This window comes from Paenibacillus sp. FSL H8-0104, assembly GCF_038050215.1.
Classification (GTDB): domain Bacteria; phylum Bacillota; class Bacilli; order Paenibacillales; family Paenibacillaceae; genus Paenibacillus; species Paenibacillus amylolyticus.
Map to the genome: position 1 here is coordinate 5,958,702 of NZ_JBBOTC010000001.1, position 15,755 is coordinate 5,974,456.

Below are 15,755 nucleotides of genomic sequence, written 5' to 3' on the forward strand. Positions count from 1 at the left end.
TTCATTCCGCTACAATTCTCGCTCTCGGCATGCTATGCATAGCTCCGTGCGTAACATGGACCTGTACCACATACGTACCTGGTTCTTCAAAGGTATGCTGGATTTCATACTGCCCTTCCTCTGCCTCCTTGGCAGTTATAGCCCCCTGATTCTCCAGTTCGTCCGCTGTCATCATACCTTGCTCCGGAGATACAGAAGGCGGATCATCAAGCTCATTCCAGATCTGAAATTGCACATGGTCAGCATGACTTAACGGTGCATCTCCCTGTGTAAGCTTCACCTGCAACCGTGTTGGTTCATGAAGAGAAGCTTTCTCTGGAACGTCAAGTTTCACTTTGATCATCTCCGGCATCTCGCCCGATTGTGACTGTTCTTCATAAGAGCATCCCACCGTCAGGAGGAGCAGAATAACGAAGGGCATGAACCAACGAGCTTGTCCGCTCATCACCATCTATCCTTTCTTATTAAGAAGATTTTGGTGTTTTGCCGATACCCCATAGCATCACGATGATGATAATAAAGGCGATCAGTGCCAGTAATGGAATCGTGATGAAACCAAACCAGTTCAAATAGTCGGTATAACATGGAACCTTACCGCACGCGACGGCATTACCTGTAGCCGAAAAAATACGCTGGATCGTTACATGATACAACGAAATGCCACCACCGACGAAACTAAGTGGGAGTACGTATTTGGTGATACCCACGTCATCCTTAAAGTAGGCAATGCCCAGCAAAATCGTTAGTGGATACATGAATATGCGCTGGTACCAGCACAGATCACATGGAAGAAAGCCCTTGATCTCACTGAAATAGAGACTCCCCCCTGTTGCGATAACGGAAACGGCCCAAGCGACAAATAACCGGGTATCCACATTTCTCGCTGGGCGCTCCGATTTTGATGATGTACTCATTCCTCTGTCCCCCTCTTCATTTTGCTTATACCAAATTATCATACATCATTCTAGACTCCATCGGCTATTCAAGCTGTTATGTAGGTCATTACTCGATGATTATACCAAATATTTGAACTTTTGGGTGAATACAAAAAAGCTGCCGTATGGGGCAGCTCTTTTGTTTGATTCATATGAAAACTTTATATTACATCGATTTAGTCAGCGTAATGGAACCATCTTTTTGTGCCCATTTCACGTCCCAGTTCAGAAGTTCAGCAATGAAGCGCAGAGGAACTTGCGTACGTCCATCTTTGTTTACAAATACAGTTGCACCCACATTTTTCTTCACGCCGTTTACTTCCATAACGTTGTTGTTCACCCAGAATTCAAGGGTATCATCGCCAGCCATTACCGTTACTTGTTGTGCTTTTTTGTCCCATTTCACCGTTGCACCGATACCTTCACTCAGGAAACGCAATGGAATGTATGTTGTGTTTTTCCAAAGCACTGGTGTGGTATCCATGTTGGTTGTTTTATCGTTAATTTTCAGCATTTTGCTGTTCAGTTGCATCCACACCGTTGTCATATCTGGCGCTGGTGCTGGTGTTGCTGGCTCTTGGAATTTGTCGTTGAATTGAGTCACGATGGCGTTACCCAGAGCTTGACCTACACCAAACATCACTTTGAAGCCTTCACGATTTGTTGTGTAAGAAGCATCATAGTTACCTGCTGCATATTGATTCAATACGTTTTGTACTTGATTTTCATGCGTTGTCAGCGCTTGTTGTCCTGCTGCTTTTGGCAGATTGCCAGCTGTTGCTGAATCCAGGAATGTAGCAAATTCTGTTGTAAATCCATCAATACGTTTCTCTACTGCTGCACGAGCCGCAGCATCGTTGTTTTTAACAGCTTTTACATAGTCGCTTTGTGCGTTAACGTGGTTCGTTACCCAAATTTTCTCGAAAGCATTGGCACCATCGTTACCGTAAACGGAAGCAATTGCTGCTTTGAAGTCAGCTGTGTTTCCAGCTTCAGTTGTAATCAGTGCGTTGGAAGCGGCTGTACGTCCATCAAATTGCTCTTGCATTTGCAGAGCCGAAAGCGCAAAGTGTTCGGAAGCCAAGTGGTTGAGTGCAGATCTCAGATCAGCTGCTTTTGTATCTGCTTTGGTATTTTCGAATTTCTCAGGCATTTGTGTAGTAATCGCTGTGGAGAGTGCTTTACTTACGTCGAACATTTCTTTGAAGCCTTCACGGTAAGCCTTGTATGCATCAGCGTAATCTCCAGCTACATACTCATCAAATACTTTTTGCACGAGATCTTCATGCACTTGCAGAGCCTGTTTAGCTGCTGCTTTTGGCAACTTGCCTTCGGTTGCTGTGCTCAGGAATGTGGAGAACTCATCCACGAAACCGTTGATGTTTGCCTGTGCTTGTTTGATTCCAGCCTGGTTGCCCATTTTGGTTGCTTTCACCAGATCATCTGTGTATTTGTTATGAGCGCGGAAGATGCGTTCGAATTCTTTGGCACCTGCGTCACCATATAGGGAAGCGATTGCTGGTTGCATATCCAGTGCATTCTGGTCGAGTGCTTTGTAGGCTGCATCTGCATCTTTTGCTCCGTCATATGCTTTGGCCATTGCCGTTACGGCGAGTGCAAAGTGCTCGGACAACAGGTGGTCCAGGTTTGCTCTCAGGTCAGCCGCAGGTGTGTTCACGGATGCTTTCATCATGGTCATTGGTGTCTGTGGTGCGGCAGCTGCTCCAGCGATCCCCGGCATCAACAGTGTCAAGCTAAGTACAGGTGCGATAAACTTCTTCATTTTCATTTTCATTACGTGTTCACTCCTCGATTATGTTGTGTGTATAATTTCTTTCCTCGTCGTCGTCTTCATAGGGTGTAACGCAGGGTTCTCTATTCTGGATCACTCTGTGGGCAAAAAAAGTTCACAGCTTTCAGTGAAGAAAGCTGCGAACTCCTGTTGTATCAAGGTTTTTTTGAATTAAAAAAATATAAAATTGTAGTGATCTTTCCGATCCAAGACCACATACATACTGTAATATAGATACTTCATTTTCCTTTATTTCTCAACTAAAGCTTACATCAAAGGTTATCCTGAAGTACAATAAAGACATATCATATTATTCGCGAAGGAGGTCCATTCATGACCTGGTTGCCTTATGTTTTAATTGTGGGTATCGCCTTGTTTGGAGGTATTGCTACCATGATCATCGGAAATTCCAAAGCCAATCAGACCAGCAACCCCGAATATGACCGCCGCACAAAGCAAAACCTTAGCAAACTTTCCTATGTATACGTTGGTGCGATTGTACTTGGTTTTGGCGGACTAATCCTCTATCTTTTTAACTAAAATGTTTCGATTCGGCAAAGAATACGTTCAACACACCAAGCAGCTTCCGTTTTCGTTCTACATTCTCCGTTTATATACACATGTTTACAAGTTGGAGATAATTCAGAATTATTCTGGATATGTTCGGGGTTTAATATAAAGCCATAAGGGACAGCGAGCCCATTAAACAAAACTAACCCCCAACTTGAAGGAGAGATATATGATGAAAAAAAACATGAAGAAATCCGTAGCAACGATGATGGTACTGGGCATGACATTAACAGGAGCAACGGGTGTATTTGCCGGAACGCAACTGGAGAAAATCTCTGCATACCTTAACCATGGAATCAGCTTTAATGTCGATGGCGCGGCTTACTCACCAACGGATGGCAATGGCAACAAACTTGCGCCAATTACTTATAACAACTCTACTTATCTGCCCGTACGAGCGCTTGCCGATGCACTGCATGTGCCTGTATCCTATGACGGCAAAAAAGGACAGGTCATTATCGGCCAAGCAACAAGCAATCCATCAGCTTTGACAAATGTAACGTATAGCGCAGCACAAAAAGAGGCGATTCAAAAAGCTTTTGCACAATTCGATGGGTTCGAGACCGCTTATGCCCCTCAGCAGATGATCGCAGGTGACACGTTCAAAAGTGTAGGTGCGGGTGGCGACGGCGTCAGTTTTGTTTTCAACCATATGAAAGTGGATGTGTCTCCAAGAGATTATTCGGACGGTTATACGAGCAAAGACGTGAAACTGTCCAATGGTGTTATTGCCAAATGGTACACACCAGATCAAACGGGCATGCTCACATTCCAACTGGATGATCGCTACGTTACCCTTAGCTCCCCGGATCATAAGCTGAGCCAAGCTCAGTTGCAACAAGTCGCTGTCTCTGTTCAAAAAGCCAACAGCAACAATGATCAAGGGATCACTGCATTCGCAGATGTGAACTATAGCAAACAACAATTGGATAACATTCGCAAAGCATTTGCGAAGTTTGACGGGTTCACAACAGCCTATGCCCCACAACATATGGTTGCTGGAGATACGTTCAAAAGCGTAGGTGCGGGTGGTGATGGTGTAAACTTTGTTTTTAATCGTATGAATGTAACGGTATCCCCTAAAGATTACTCGTTCAGCTATGATGGCAAAACGGTAAAACTGCCTAATGGCGTATCAGCCAAATGGTATACACCAGACCAAACGGATATGCTCACATTCAAGCTGGACGATCGTTATGTAACACTCAGCTCACCGAATAACCAATTGACTCACACTCAACTGGAGCAAATGGCGGTATCTGTACAAAAAGTGAAATAAACAAAAATAAACACACATCATTTCGGTCCCGCTCCATGAGCTGGGGCTGATTTGATGTGTGTTTTTTTGAATCTTTAGAATTTATTTTTATCAAATGGTTCTGGAAGCTTTAAGGAGTACACCATCGTTGATTTTCCTTCTTTCACGGGAACAATCACGTTAAGCACACCATCTTGTAACATGTTTTCTGGAATCTTGGCTGTGCTAAATCCCCACTTCCTCTCAGGTATGTCCGTTAAAGATACTTTCCCGAGCACCGAAGTGTAGTCTGGATTGATGAACAGCAACTCTGTAATTGAATCTTTAGAGGAGGAAATGGTCAATGTTCGATCAAAATTAAGCACCACACCATCAATTCGGTCTGGCACAGCTGATTCCATCGGCCTTGTATTTACCGGATCTAATTGGTAACTCTCCCCTACCCGATCCATCCATCGTGCTCTTGCATGAAAAGGAAGAATTTTGGAATCCATGGCTAGATCAGTTCCCTTTTCTTCATCGCTCATGCTTAATTGTTTGTTGTAACCAGTTGCTTTTGTTTCCGACACTTTGAGCCCCAAGTCCTTACTCCACTGACCTAAAGGAATAAAGGTCTGATTGTATAGCGTCAACAATTGTTTTGAAGGTTGATTCACACTGGAAGAACGCTGACCACGAGTGAAGGTGAGCCGATCCTTCCTGAGATTATATTGAATATGAAATGCTTTAGTGAATTCTTCTAAAGGAACATAATGCTGACCTTCCATATAGAAGGTGGGCTGCCCTTTATACTCCAATACACCCTGATCAGACTTAATAGCTACAGGTTCCATCGGGAAAAACACATTAGAGAACTGAAAAGAATTCCAATATTTTTTCCAGTCACTGTACGTACCATAATTCAATTTAAGATGTTTATTTTCTGAAATAACATATAAGGATGGCGGGTAAGAGCCTGGATTGGAAAAATACTGTTCAATAATATACTCATCCTCAGTAATCCACTGGATACTTTCGGTACGAGCGCGATAAGGAGAATCATAGGAACGAATCCGCTTAAGGGTCTTCAAATCATAGACTTGTACCTTGGACGACTCCATTTTACTATCCAGACCGTTCTCTGTGACCAGAACCAATGTTTTTCTTTCGGGTGAGATAAATGATTGCACATAGCCCACTCGCTCTTTAATCAGTGTAGTTTTTTTGCCATTTTTGGTTACAACCACAGTCCAGTCTGATTTCCGATCCCTCGTGTTGCCTTGAGAAACATTTAGATGAACATCTGCACTTACCTGAAAAGCTTTAGTAGACAAGCCCGTCTTCTGGTCGGGCTTCATCCACAAGTCGCTTACTTTGGCCTTCTTCCCCTTTATACCGCCATATTCAAGATAGTGACAATCTAAAGTATCTGTGCAATAAACCCCAAAATTACGGGTTTGTGGAATCGGTGATACCACATATTTGGTATCTGTAAAATCCCTTTCCAGCAAAAGCTTTCCGCGAGTGTATACTTTTTTTCCTGTGACCATGGAATAGTAGTTGGATTTAGGTACGTTTTTCTCATAGATCGTATAATATATTCCGATTTGAGGTTCCAAGTGGATACGGTTTTCGCCCTCATGGACCTTGCGAAGTGTGTTCGAGCTATAGTCATACTCGTACAAAACGTAATAATGCTGCTTATCATCCGTGGCATAATAAGTTATGTATCCTTTTAACCCTGCTGGTGTGTCACTAACGATAGGATCATACTGATGGGAAGTTGTCGTCAGACCGGTATGTATTCTAGGGAGAATAGCTGGATCGGTAAAATGGTACTCATTTTCTTTGAGTTCACCAGTATCAAAACTCGTTCGAAGCGTAGTCACGGTCACCTCCGTGCCTCTGATTGCAAAACGAATGTTATGTTGCACCCGATCTGTGGATGAAATGGATCGCTCTGCGTTCTGAGCCGTTTGAGTTATTGAAGTGGACGCTGAGACTGTGAATTGCGACATGCTGAGTATAAAAATTGAAACTAAACTGACGATGAGCCATTTGGATACTCTGGACATACTTAACTCCTTCTCTGTGTAATGGATTTGGTTGAGACTCGTTAAGTATAGAACTTTTGATCTAAATATTCATTACTTTTTCTTCCATCTTCTGGCCCTAATGGAACATTCCAAAGGACAGCGACAGATCTATTCATTTATCTGTCAACTGCCCTTTAGAATTCACTAAATCTCTTTCTACGTATGGATGCTACCGCTTAATAGCTGTTTCGGTTAACCCATCAAACCTTTAGTTCAGCCAAACGAACAACCCTACGATACATCATCGTATCCATCAAATCCTCCCAGTCAAGTTCGCTGGCATTCATGTCTCGATAATAGACCGCAGCAGCAGGCAAGAAACCAACCAGCGGCCCTGTTCCACCACATATCAGGCTCCCGCCGTCTCCGCCTTTGGGCATCACATCCCCAGACGAATCGAGCGTAAGCTCATACTTGTAGGGATCACCAGCAAATTGCGCCCCGAAGAAATTTGGCATTTCGAGATCATAAGGACAATCATCCTTTTCTTCAACCCGTGAAGAGGCCGTCTCTGCCAATCCATCCACAATTTCATCCACGCCTTCCAGACTTCCAAAGTGCTTCAATCTCATCGTATAGTCGAAGCTGTCACCCCAGGGAAATAACGTGCGACAACCGCCGCCATAGATATACTCCCATTCGTCTTCGGTTAGTAAACCAAAACCCGCTGCAGCTTCCTCCCTCACAACATCTTCCAACTCTATTCCTTCGTTGAACCACAGGATTCGGACTTCATTCTCACTTTGGCGAATCAGACGGAATTGTTGATGCAATTCATATTCACGTATTTCCGACTGCTTAAACTGCTCCAGTGCTGACGGGAAATCAGAATTTTCCTGTGCAAATGCTTCCTCCTTGGACACTTCAATCCAGCCAAGTGAGATCAGTTCGCATTCAACAAGCATCGGCGCAATGTTGACCATTCTTACAGGTGACATCTGACTCGCCAGAAACGAATCCACGTCCTCCACACCATACTCACTGACCGTTTCATGCAGGTCGGCTGAGGTCTCTTCGTTCATACCATGCTGCCAACGATACCAGCCGAGTGTTACTTGATCCCCAGGGACAAACACAAATCTCAGCCCATCCTCCGTAAATACACCTGTCTCCATCCGCTGACCAAATCGTTCAAATGTCTCGAGGCCCTCATATACCATACCATCTGGTAACTGACGAACAAGCTTACGCATCCAAGCCTCTTTGTCCTGAGCATTCAACGCCTGCCACATGTCTCGTCTCAATGCCTCCACAACTTCCCCCACCTTTCCTTATGCACTTTCACTTCACTAAAATACTTACTGGCTGGCACAGCACAATCTTACTTGTGTTGTTTACATTTTTATTTCTCTGCGGCCTGCAAAAGTTCCATCAATAATTCCTTCCGTCTTCCCTCGGCCTTGCGAGCAAGCGTTGAGAGTTTCTCCACTTTGCCAAAGATCGGATAGAGTACACGTTCCGCTTCATAATGCTCAAGTTCTTGAATTTGTCTAACCAGCAGTTCGAGTATTTCCTCATTCTCCAGTTCGGGCTGAATCTTCAGCTTCAGACTATCGGTCGAACGACGCAAGCTGGCGACTAACGCAGGTATGGCTTGAGCCGTGACACCCTGTTGTTCTACAAATGCCGCAATGAACTTATCCTGAATCAACTGATGCTCATCATCCACTTCACCCATGTAATATTCAACCAACGGGAAATACTGCTCATCCACAAGCCCCAGTCCAAAGGTTGCATAACTGCCCGGCATACAGCTTTTCTCTCCCTCGGTATCCTCGTAGAACTCAAACTCTTGGATAGCCTCACGCGCATACTCTTCCAGGAGTGGATGTAGCTCCGGGTACTCCAGTGCATTGGCAAAGAATCGGTGGGTATCCGACTTCGCGAGCCCTTTGATCGGCAAATACTGCTTTACGCTGGACTTGAGCTTGATCTTATAACTTTTCGGAAAGCCCTGTTTCAATAAATGAGTGATAAAGGTAAGTGCCTGTTGATAGGCACCAGCCTCTTCCTTACGAATGTGAATAGTCATCAGAGCAAATACATCATTTGCTTTGCATTCTACTTCTTCCGTTTTCACATGAATATCGTCCTTCGCATACGTTCCGCTACCTTCTGTCATCATACGTGCCGCACGTTTGCTACCGAGTTGCTTCGCGAGTTCCAGAAAAGTCACACCTTTGGATTTACTATAACTGGGCTCAAAACGTAGAATCATGACCGCCGCATATAATAGCAGATCGATTGATTGAGTTTCGGATGTTTGCGCCTTCCTAGGCTCGTCCAAATGTTGGCCTTCCTGTGTCTCAACGTTCGACTCCAGCGTTGCTCCTGGTTTTAGTGAATACTCATTGGTACGATAAGGCGAAGACTGAACATCATAATACTGTGGCAAAAACTGATTCTCCGCCCATGCCGTCACTGCAGAAGTTATCTCACCACGATGTTCCGCAAGTGCCTCCGGACGCCCCTGATTCAACTCTTGTATCCGGTCATACTGCCTGATCGTCCATGCTACATCCAACTCCGGGAACAACTTTGGATCGAGCAGATGACTTGTCAAAAAGAAGGATTCCAATGGCTTCGTTGGATATGTACTGTTCTCCAGATTCTTGTCCACATAGGTATGAATACGCTCAAGGAGCAGCTTTCTTTTCTCTGCGTTGATCCATTCCAATAAAGTCAGTTGCAGCTTGCCTTCGGTTGTTGGGAATTTCCCTCGCAAGGTGAAGCGGTAGTCAATCAACGGAGTATCTGCCAACTTGTCCAATCTTCCCTGAACAACCTCTACAAGCTTAGGCCCGATCTCGTTACGTACCTCTTCCTCGGTAAAGACTCCTGCCTGCTTTGATTTCACATCATCATCATCCAAACCCAGATCCAGGCTGTCTACCGTGGTCCGTCCAGGTTTGTAATCCAGTACAATATCATTAAAAATACCCATTTGCAGTGTGGTTCGCTTCACAACACTTTCCAAGTCATCCCGCTTTTCCTGTTCATCAAACCATTCATGGATCGTCGTCATCATCTCTTCCATCGCCTGATCATAAAGTGTACTCATCTAATCTCCTGCCTTCCCATGCATCTTATGATGTTCATCAAACACACTTGAACCTCTATGAATCCCGGGTCAATCCGGGACATCTATGTTATACATACGTATTGATGTTCGTATACTACCTATTATTTTACTCTCTCAAGTACAACGGAACAATAAGGCTTACGCACGGTTGCTTGCTAGTAAGAGAGATCTACGGATTCCTTTTTTTTCATATCTATGTACGCTCTCGGCATGCCCTCGCTATCGTCATCCCCACGTTGTATAATCATTGTATTCCTTTTCAGGAGGTCTGACTAAATGAGCTACAGCAAATACTTCCCCTTGGAAAACTATTTGAATCAAGTTTCAATCACCCTTACATACGCAGAGCTTGAGGAGATTCTCGGATTTACGTTACCCCCTACAGCGTATAATCGCGAACAATGGTGGGTGAATAATTCCAATAATCATACACAAGCACTATCCTGGTTAAATGCCGGATGGAAGGTTGAGAATGTGATTCTAGGAAAACAAGTAACTTTTGTCCGCTGCGAGTCATAATCGATCTGTACGATATAGATTAATAGTTATAACTCCAAAGGTTCTATTTTCCATAAATGTTATTCGAGACAAAAAAAGCAGGGTAGACTGATGAATTCATCAGTTCTCCCCTGCTTTGTAAATTAATTAACTGTCTTATACCACTCGTTCACTTCGGCGGTAATATCATCGCCGCCCATGGATTTCCACTTCGTCACAAACGCATCAAATTCCTCAATGCCTACCTGACCATAGATGATCTTGCTGAACGTATCTTTCTCCAACTTGTCGATTGCGTCCTTCTTCATTTTCATCGTCTCGGTTGGTGCCCCGGTGAACTTATTCTTAATGGCGTTATCTTTATTCGCAACGACCACCTCAGCGGCTACAAATACTTCCGGTTTGTTGGCAATCTTCGTATTTTTCTCAAAAGGAGTCTCCGGTTCCTTGCCCTTCGCAAGTTCCGCCAGCGTATCCATCATGAGATTCGGAATCCGTGCACCATCATACGTAATCGTATATTTGAGTGGTGATACGCCGTCCTTCACTTCAGCTTCACCAACGACTTTGCCATCCACGATGTCATAATCATATCCTTGTGCGAAGCCATGTTCGAACTCGCTTCCCACTTCCGGATTAGCAAAGTTGTCGAACAGATAATTTTGGTACGTGAAGAAAATCTCCGGGTTCGCCATGTCTTTGTTAATCAGTACAACGCCGTTACTTGCACCAGAACCATGCTGGTGGCTCTCACCTGTTGGTCCTGTAGGTAAAGCAATGGCCTTGTACGTGGCACCGTCCACATTTTTCTTCACATCATCAATCGGCCAGTTTGGCATCCAATGTGGTCCCACAATAATGCCTGCTTTACCTGCGGTGAACAATTCTGCTGCCTTGATCTCGTCATAGACACCCGCTTCTTTGGGCAGGTAACCTTTGGACAACCAATCTTTCATCGTTGCAAGGCCTTCCTTCACACCTGGCTGAATGGAGCCATATTGCAGTGTTCCGTCTCCGGCATCATTCCACTGTCCAGGCATCGTGTTGTACATGCCGAAGATCCAGCCGGATTCCGTCATCCAGGTATTGAGCGCATTTTTCATGCCCACGGTCAGACCATACGTATCTTTCTTACCGTTCCCATCCGGGTCCTGATTCGTAAAAGCATCCATGACCGTAACCAGTTCATCCATGGTTTTTGGTTCTTCCAGTCCCAGCTTCTTCAGCCAGTCTTCCCGGATAAACATGACCGAATCGCCGTTGTAGGCATAATCGAAGATTGGAATGCCATAACGCTCGCCCTCATACATGTATGGATACCATTCCTCGGATGCTGATTCGGATGCCTGTTTCCATGTGTCTGAAGCGTATTTGTCAAACAACTCGCCTGCATTGGCAAATTTGCCGGACTCAATTAATTCCCGGACCAGATTGTAGTCTCCCCGAATGGAGACGATATCCGGCAGTTCTTCGTTAGCGGACAGGGACAAGCGTAATTTCGTGTAAAATGCATCATTGGTCACCGATACAGCCCATGGCGTAGTCAGATCGATGCCAAGCCGTTCCTTGGCCCATTTGGTATGCACATTGTTCTGGGCTGTTTCCCCGTTCTTGAATTTCGTATCATCATTCCAGGCCCGCAAATAACTCATCTGTACCGCCGGTTCATACTTCCCATCTTGCAGAGCAAGTGGTGCAGCGGCTTCCTTCGCCGGTTCTTCCTTGGCCCCCGAACTACATGCCGTTACAGCAACCATCGTGATTGCGAGCAATGCCGTCATCATTTTTCTATACATGAACTAACCCCTCCTCAGGTAACTTGGATACCCTTACGTGCCAAATGCACCTCTGCATTTGCCATCATTCGATTTCAACCGCTCACGGGTACAAAATATGGACGAACAACACCATTTCGATCCTTATTTTGCTGATGCAAGTCGCTGATTGGATTGATGCCAAATGCACCTTACATGAAAAGGATAGTGCAGCCGGGGAGGCAAACATATATCACAATTTCAATGTTCATATCGATTTGTTAACCGTTCCGAAAATCTTGCGGGGTCAGTCCATAATGTTTGCGGAACACCTGAATGAAATAAGGTGTATTATTGTACCCCACTTCCTGACCAACTTCATAGATCTTCATCGCCGTATGCTTCAGCAAATGAACCGCACGTTCCATTCTGGAACGGATAATATAATCACTAATGCCTTCACCTGTGGATTGTTTGTACATTTTCGACAGATAGACGGGGTGCAGATGCACCTCTCCTGCAATGACTTGTAACGATAAATCCTCGCCAAGATGATGGTCAATCCATTGCTGTACCTGCCTAATCAGCGTTGATCCGGCATCCTGTCCCACATCGCTTGTGCTCTCTGCCCACTGCTGCATTACAGACCGAGTCCACGTTTCCAGACTACGCAGCGAGATACCATAACCATCCTTGAGCAACTGCTGGTACTGCTCCCCAAGCACTTCGGCTAACTGTCTTCCTTCCCGATGAGCCATATAGGAGAATGCTGCCGCCAGATAATGAAAAGCCACATACACATGTTCCGGGAACACACTGTTCGACAGTTCGGCAAAGATCTGATCAATCTTGCGGTGTGCATCCTCCATGCGCCCGGCTTCCAGTAACGTCGTCAGACCCGGTGGTTCATACAGCGCTGCAAGAGACTTCAACGTGGCCCCATTGGTTCCTGCCGCCGCATTCAAATGTAATCTTTTGCCCGCCTCGGCCTGCTTGCGAAGTGCACTCACAGCTTGATGATATAGCTGCGGCACCTGATCTGGGAAACGCCCCCTACGACTAACGGACAGGGAAATGGTCGCGTTCAGATACTGCCTCACACTGTGGATCAACCGCTCTCCAAGTCGGCCCATTAACATTTCTGGTTCGGCCTGAGTTTGTTTGGGACTGGCCATGAAGACCAGATCATCATAGGCATCATCCGTATGGCAGAGATGATAGGTACTGCCGTAGATCTCTTCCACTACATTCGAGATGGCGTACTTCATCAATCGAAACGCTTTATGTGTAGGTTGATGGTCATCATACCGGATGAGCAGCAGTTGCATTTTATCCTGTGGACGGAACTCAATCTCCAATTGCTCCAGCTTGCCTTGGAGTTCAGCATCCGCAAATTTATGGCCTAACAATACATCCTTCATCAGTTCTGCCCGCTTCTCGGGCAGATGTTCCCTCACGGAATACATGGCCCGCTGATGCAGCATTTGTTTCTCACCCTCAAGGCGAATCTGCACTACGGCCTGCTGCACGGATTCGATCAGTTCCTCATCTCGGACCGGCTTGAGCAGATAACTGACTGTCCCATGTTTGAGTGCCTGCTTCGCATAATCGAAGGAAGCATGCCCCGATAAAATAATACATTTGGTCTGTTCCCACTTTTGGCGGATGTGACTGACCAGATCCAGACCGGACATACCCGGCATACGGATATCCGTGATAATAATATGGACCTGATGTGATGCCATATGTTCCAAGGCTTCTTTGACTGAATAGGCTTTGAATACTTGACCAATCCCGTGTTCTCTCCACGGTATCGAGACAGCGATCGACTCGACTGCCGAATGTTCATCATCCACGACCATCAGATTCATCATGCGGTTGTTCCTCCTCAAACCATCGAATTTCTACACTAAGTCCACCATAGGGAATCGCTCCAAAATGAAGCCCCGACGACATCCCATATCGCGTAACGAGACGCTGGTGCACATTCCACGTGCCTGTTCCAATCTCCTCACCCATCGGTTCATTGATCTCCCGTTCCAATTCGGCAATCTCTTCCGCTGTCAGCGTGACACCATCATTGTCAACAAACAGGCTATATCTTGTATATTTCCGACCCTCAATATGTTCGGGTACCGCCATCCCCGTTACGACGACATGCCCACTGCCCTCCATCGGCTCAATGCCATGGATCACCGCATTCTCTACGATGGGTTGAATGAGCAGTCGCGGAATGTGAAGCTGCATCAGTTGCTGCGGTACGGCAATCTCGTAGGTCAGCCGGTTGGTCCGCATCTGTTGAATGGACAGATAATGGTCCAGCAGCCGAATCTCTTCTTCCACTGTTGTCATGTCATTCTCGCCCCGCGTAATGTAGCGATAGTAGTCTCCCAGACTTAGCGACATGGCAATAACCGCTTCACGGTTGCCAAGCTGGGTCATATTTTTGATATAAAACAGGCAGTTGTACAGGAAATGGGGATTGATCTGTGATTGTAGATGTTTCAATGTGGCTTCCCGTGAACGGATACGTTCCTCATATACCTTCTCGATCAGTTCCTGAATCTGCTCTGCCATATGGTTGAAGCTCTGGGTGAGATACGCGAATTCATCACGGGAGTGATCGACCGGAATCCGTGTAGACAGCTGCCCTTTGCGAATCTGTTGCAGCCCTCTCATCAAACGATGGATGGGCACCTGAACTTTTCGATACAAAAGCAGTGCAGCCCCGATACTCAGCACGAGCAGTAACAAAATGGAGGTAATAAACATATTTCGGCTCTTGTCCATCGGGGTTAACAAATCATCCAATACCACCGGGTTCACGTATACCGCTTGCAGTTGTTTGGAGTGCACATAGCTGACCAGATATTGTTTACCGCCCACCTCCAATTGATGATTGCCTTCCCTCTCCGGCCCGTTAAAGGGCATATCACGCATAATCGCTTCGACCAGTTCGGGGTCCGCCATACGATTCAGCAACGGATCGTTACCTGGTACCAGCAAGAAAGGATCTCCGCCTTGTGTCTCTTTGAAATCATCCAACATGGCAACCACGTTCATCGGGTCAAAATTAATCTCCATCACCGTTCGCACGCCTGTATTCACCGGTTTTTCATTCCACTCGTAGTTATCCGTGAAAAAGTAGGTGAAACTCCCCTTCTCCAGCTGCCATTGGCCAGGTTGCGGAAACGTCAACATCTTCTCATCGTAGACCGTCCGGCTGGACATGGTGGATAACACAAGTTCCGCTTGTGGCAGGACAATGGTAATATCGTTCTTCCAGCGGCTGGTGGACTGGTACAACGATAATTTGTCGAGAATATCCAGATAGATACTGTTCTTCTCATATTGGCTGGTGGAGTCCGTCATGTAACGGTAATGCAGGATACTCGGATCTCGCAGCAATGTCAGGCCATACAGCGAGAGCTGCTCGATATTTTTATCCACCTGCGAACTGAAATAATTGAACTGGTTCAGACTCGACTGTTGTTTCTCTTCAACGACCATGTCCACATTTGCCTGGTTCGCGTATGTATACAGCAGCAGAATGGGTACGAGCAGGCAGATTAAGAGAATGACCGTCTTCGCAAATACTGTGAATTTCATTGTTTCACCCTGTCCCTGAATTTGAAGTCGTTCTACACCGAAGTCCTATTTTATATTGAAAGCCCTTACAATTCTATATGATTTTTTGTTCTCCCGTTTTCCTATGACTTGAAGACCTCTGTTTCCTCAACAAGTTAATATTTCAACATCCGCATTGAAATGTTGTTCTATAGTCGACCTTT

The 15,755-nt window shown here is 45.6% G+C and carries 12 protein-coding genes; 3 read left to right on the forward strand and 9 right to left on the reverse strand.

The window, feature by feature from the left end; genetic code table 11:
• Window position 1: 1 nt before the first annotated feature.
• From NST38_RS26360 to NST38_RS26370, 3 genes are all read right to left on the reverse strand, one after another.
• Window positions 2-445 carry a FixH family protein gene (locus NST38_RS26360; protein ID WP_076253541.1) on the reverse strand — a complete coding sequence of 148 codons (444 nt, stop codon included), beginning with the start codon at window positions 443-445 and terminating at the stop codon, window positions 2-4.
• Window positions 446-464: 19 nt separating this feature from the next.
• On the reverse strand, window positions 465-914 hold the full coding sequence (locus NST38_RS26365) for a disulfide oxidoreductase (protein ID WP_047841622.1): 450 nt from the start codon (window positions 912-914) through the stop codon (window positions 465-467).
• A 187-nt stretch (window positions 915-1,101) separates the two neighbouring features.
• Window positions 1,102-2,724 carry a copper amine oxidase N-terminal domain-containing protein gene (locus tag NST38_RS26370; RefSeq protein WP_076253609.1) on the reverse strand — a complete coding sequence of 541 codons (1,623 nt, stop codon included), beginning with the start codon at window positions 2,722-2,724 and terminating at the stop codon, window positions 1,102-1,104.
• A gap of 336 nt (window positions 2,725-3,060) precedes the next feature.
• Between NST38_RS26370 and NST38_RS26375 the strand changes: the two genes are divergently transcribed.
• Window positions 3,061-3,267, forward strand: a complete 207-nt coding sequence (locus tag NST38_RS26375; protein ID WP_017692174.1) for a hypothetical protein — start codon at window positions 3,061-3,063, stop codon at window positions 3,265-3,267.
• Between the two features lie 202 nt (window positions 3,268-3,469).
• Window positions 3,470-4,576 carry a stalk domain-containing protein gene (locus NST38_RS26380; protein WP_341344165.1) on the forward strand — a complete coding sequence of 369 codons (1,107 nt, stop codon included), beginning with the start codon at window positions 3,470-3,472 and terminating at the stop codon, window positions 4,574-4,576.
• Between the two features lie 74 nt (window positions 4,577-4,650).
• On the opposite strand, the gene NST38_RS26385 is transcribed toward NST38_RS26380, so the two are convergent.
• The 3 genes from NST38_RS26385 to NST38_RS26395 form a co-directional block, all read right to left on the reverse strand.
• Window positions 4,651-6,609 carry a hypothetical protein gene (locus tag NST38_RS26385; protein WP_340387644.1) on the reverse strand — a complete coding sequence of 653 codons (1,959 nt, stop codon included), beginning with the start codon at window positions 6,607-6,609 and terminating at the stop codon, window positions 4,651-4,653.
• A 221-nt stretch (window positions 6,610-6,830) separates the two neighbouring features.
• Window positions 6,831-7,883 carry a hypothetical protein gene (locus tag NST38_RS26390; protein WP_341344166.1) on the reverse strand — a complete coding sequence of 351 codons (1,053 nt, stop codon included), beginning with the start codon at window positions 7,881-7,883 and terminating at the stop codon, window positions 6,831-6,833.
• Between the two features lie 89 nt (window positions 7,884-7,972).
• Window positions 7,973-9,691 carry a DUF6138 family protein gene (locus tag NST38_RS26395; RefSeq protein ID WP_341344167.1) on the reverse strand — a complete coding sequence of 573 codons (1,719 nt, stop codon included), beginning with the start codon at window positions 9,689-9,691 and terminating at the stop codon, window positions 7,973-7,975.
• 297 nt (window positions 9,692-9,988) lie between these two features.
• On the opposite strand from NST38_RS26395, the gene NST38_RS26400 reads away from it, so the two are divergent.
• Window positions 9,989-10,231, forward strand: coding sequence for a DUF7662 domain-containing protein (locus tag NST38_RS26400; protein WP_036606815.1), 243 nt, complete (start codon window positions 9,989-9,991; stop codon window positions 10,229-10,231).
• A 122-nt stretch (window positions 10,232-10,353) separates the two neighbouring features.
• Here the strand turns inward: NST38_RS26400 and NST38_RS26405 are convergent, their stop codons facing one another.
• The 3 genes from NST38_RS26405 to NST38_RS26415 all read right to left on the reverse strand — a co-directional run bounded on the left by NST38_RS26405 (window position 10,354) and on the right by NST38_RS26415 (window position 15,573).
• The gene (locus NST38_RS26405) at window positions 10,354-12,006 is read right to left on the reverse strand and encodes an extracellular solute-binding protein (protein WP_076328860.1); all 1,653 of its coding nucleotides are present in this window, start codon (window positions 12,004-12,006) and stop codon (window positions 10,354-10,356) included.
• Between the two features lie 239 nt (window positions 12,007-12,245).
• Window positions 12,246-13,838, reverse strand: coding sequence for a response regulator transcription factor (locus tag NST38_RS26410; protein ID WP_101314580.1), 1,593 nt, complete (start codon window positions 13,836-13,838; stop codon window positions 12,246-12,248).
• A complete protein-coding gene (locus tag NST38_RS26415) occupies window positions 13,813-15,573 on the reverse strand; it encodes a sensor histidine kinase (RefSeq protein ID WP_101314579.1) in 1,761 nt (586 codons plus the stop codon). Before NST38_RS26415 ends, NST38_RS26410 begins: the two co-directional genes overlap by 26 nt.
• Window positions 15,574-15,755 lie beyond the last annotated feature (182 nt).

What these genes read in the sequence shown, in the direction of transcription:
- NST38_RS26380 (WP_341344165.1), top strand. Translation starts at nt 3,470, where the DNA reads ATGAAAAAAAACATGAAGAAATCCGTAGCAACGATGATGGTACTGGGC.
- NST38_RS26400 (WP_036606815.1), top strand. Translation starts at nt 9,989, where the DNA reads ATGAGCTACAGCAAATACTTCCCCTTGGAAAACTATTTGAATCAAGTT.
- NST38_RS26405 (WP_076328860.1), bottom strand. Translation starts at nt 12,006, where the DNA reads ATGTATAGAAAAATGATGACGGCATTGCTCGCAATCACGATGGTTGCT.
- NST38_RS26395 (WP_341344167.1), bottom strand. Translation starts at nt 9,691, where the DNA reads ATGAGTACACTTTATGATCAGGCGATGGAAGAGATGATGACGACGATC.
- NST38_RS26375 (WP_017692174.1), top strand. Translation starts at nt 3,061, where the DNA reads ATGACCTGGTTGCCTTATGTTTTAATTGTGGGTATCGCCTTGTTTGGA.
- NST38_RS26385 (WP_340387644.1), bottom strand. Translation starts at nt 6,609, where the DNA reads ATGTCCAGAGTATCCAAATGGCTCATCGTCAGTTTAGTTTCAATTTTT.
- NST38_RS26370 (WP_076253609.1), bottom strand. Translation starts at nt 2,724, where the DNA reads ATGAAAATGAAGAAGTTTATCGCACCTGTACTTAGCTTGACACTGTTG.
- NST38_RS26365 (WP_047841622.1), bottom strand. Translation starts at nt 914, where the DNA reads ATGAGTACATCATCAAAATCGGAGCGCCCAGCGAGAAATGTGGATACC.
- NST38_RS26410 (WP_101314580.1), bottom strand. Translation starts at nt 13,838, where the DNA reads ATGATGAATCTGATGGTCGTGGATGATGAACATTCGGCAGTCGAGTCG.
- NST38_RS26360 (WP_076253541.1), bottom strand. Translation starts at nt 445, where the DNA reads ATGAGCGGACAAGCTCGTTGGTTCATGCCCTTCGTTATTCTGCTCCTC.
- NST38_RS26415 (WP_101314579.1), bottom strand. Translation starts at nt 15,573, where the DNA reads ATGAAATTCACAGTATTTGCGAAGACGGTCATTCTCTTAATCTGCCTG.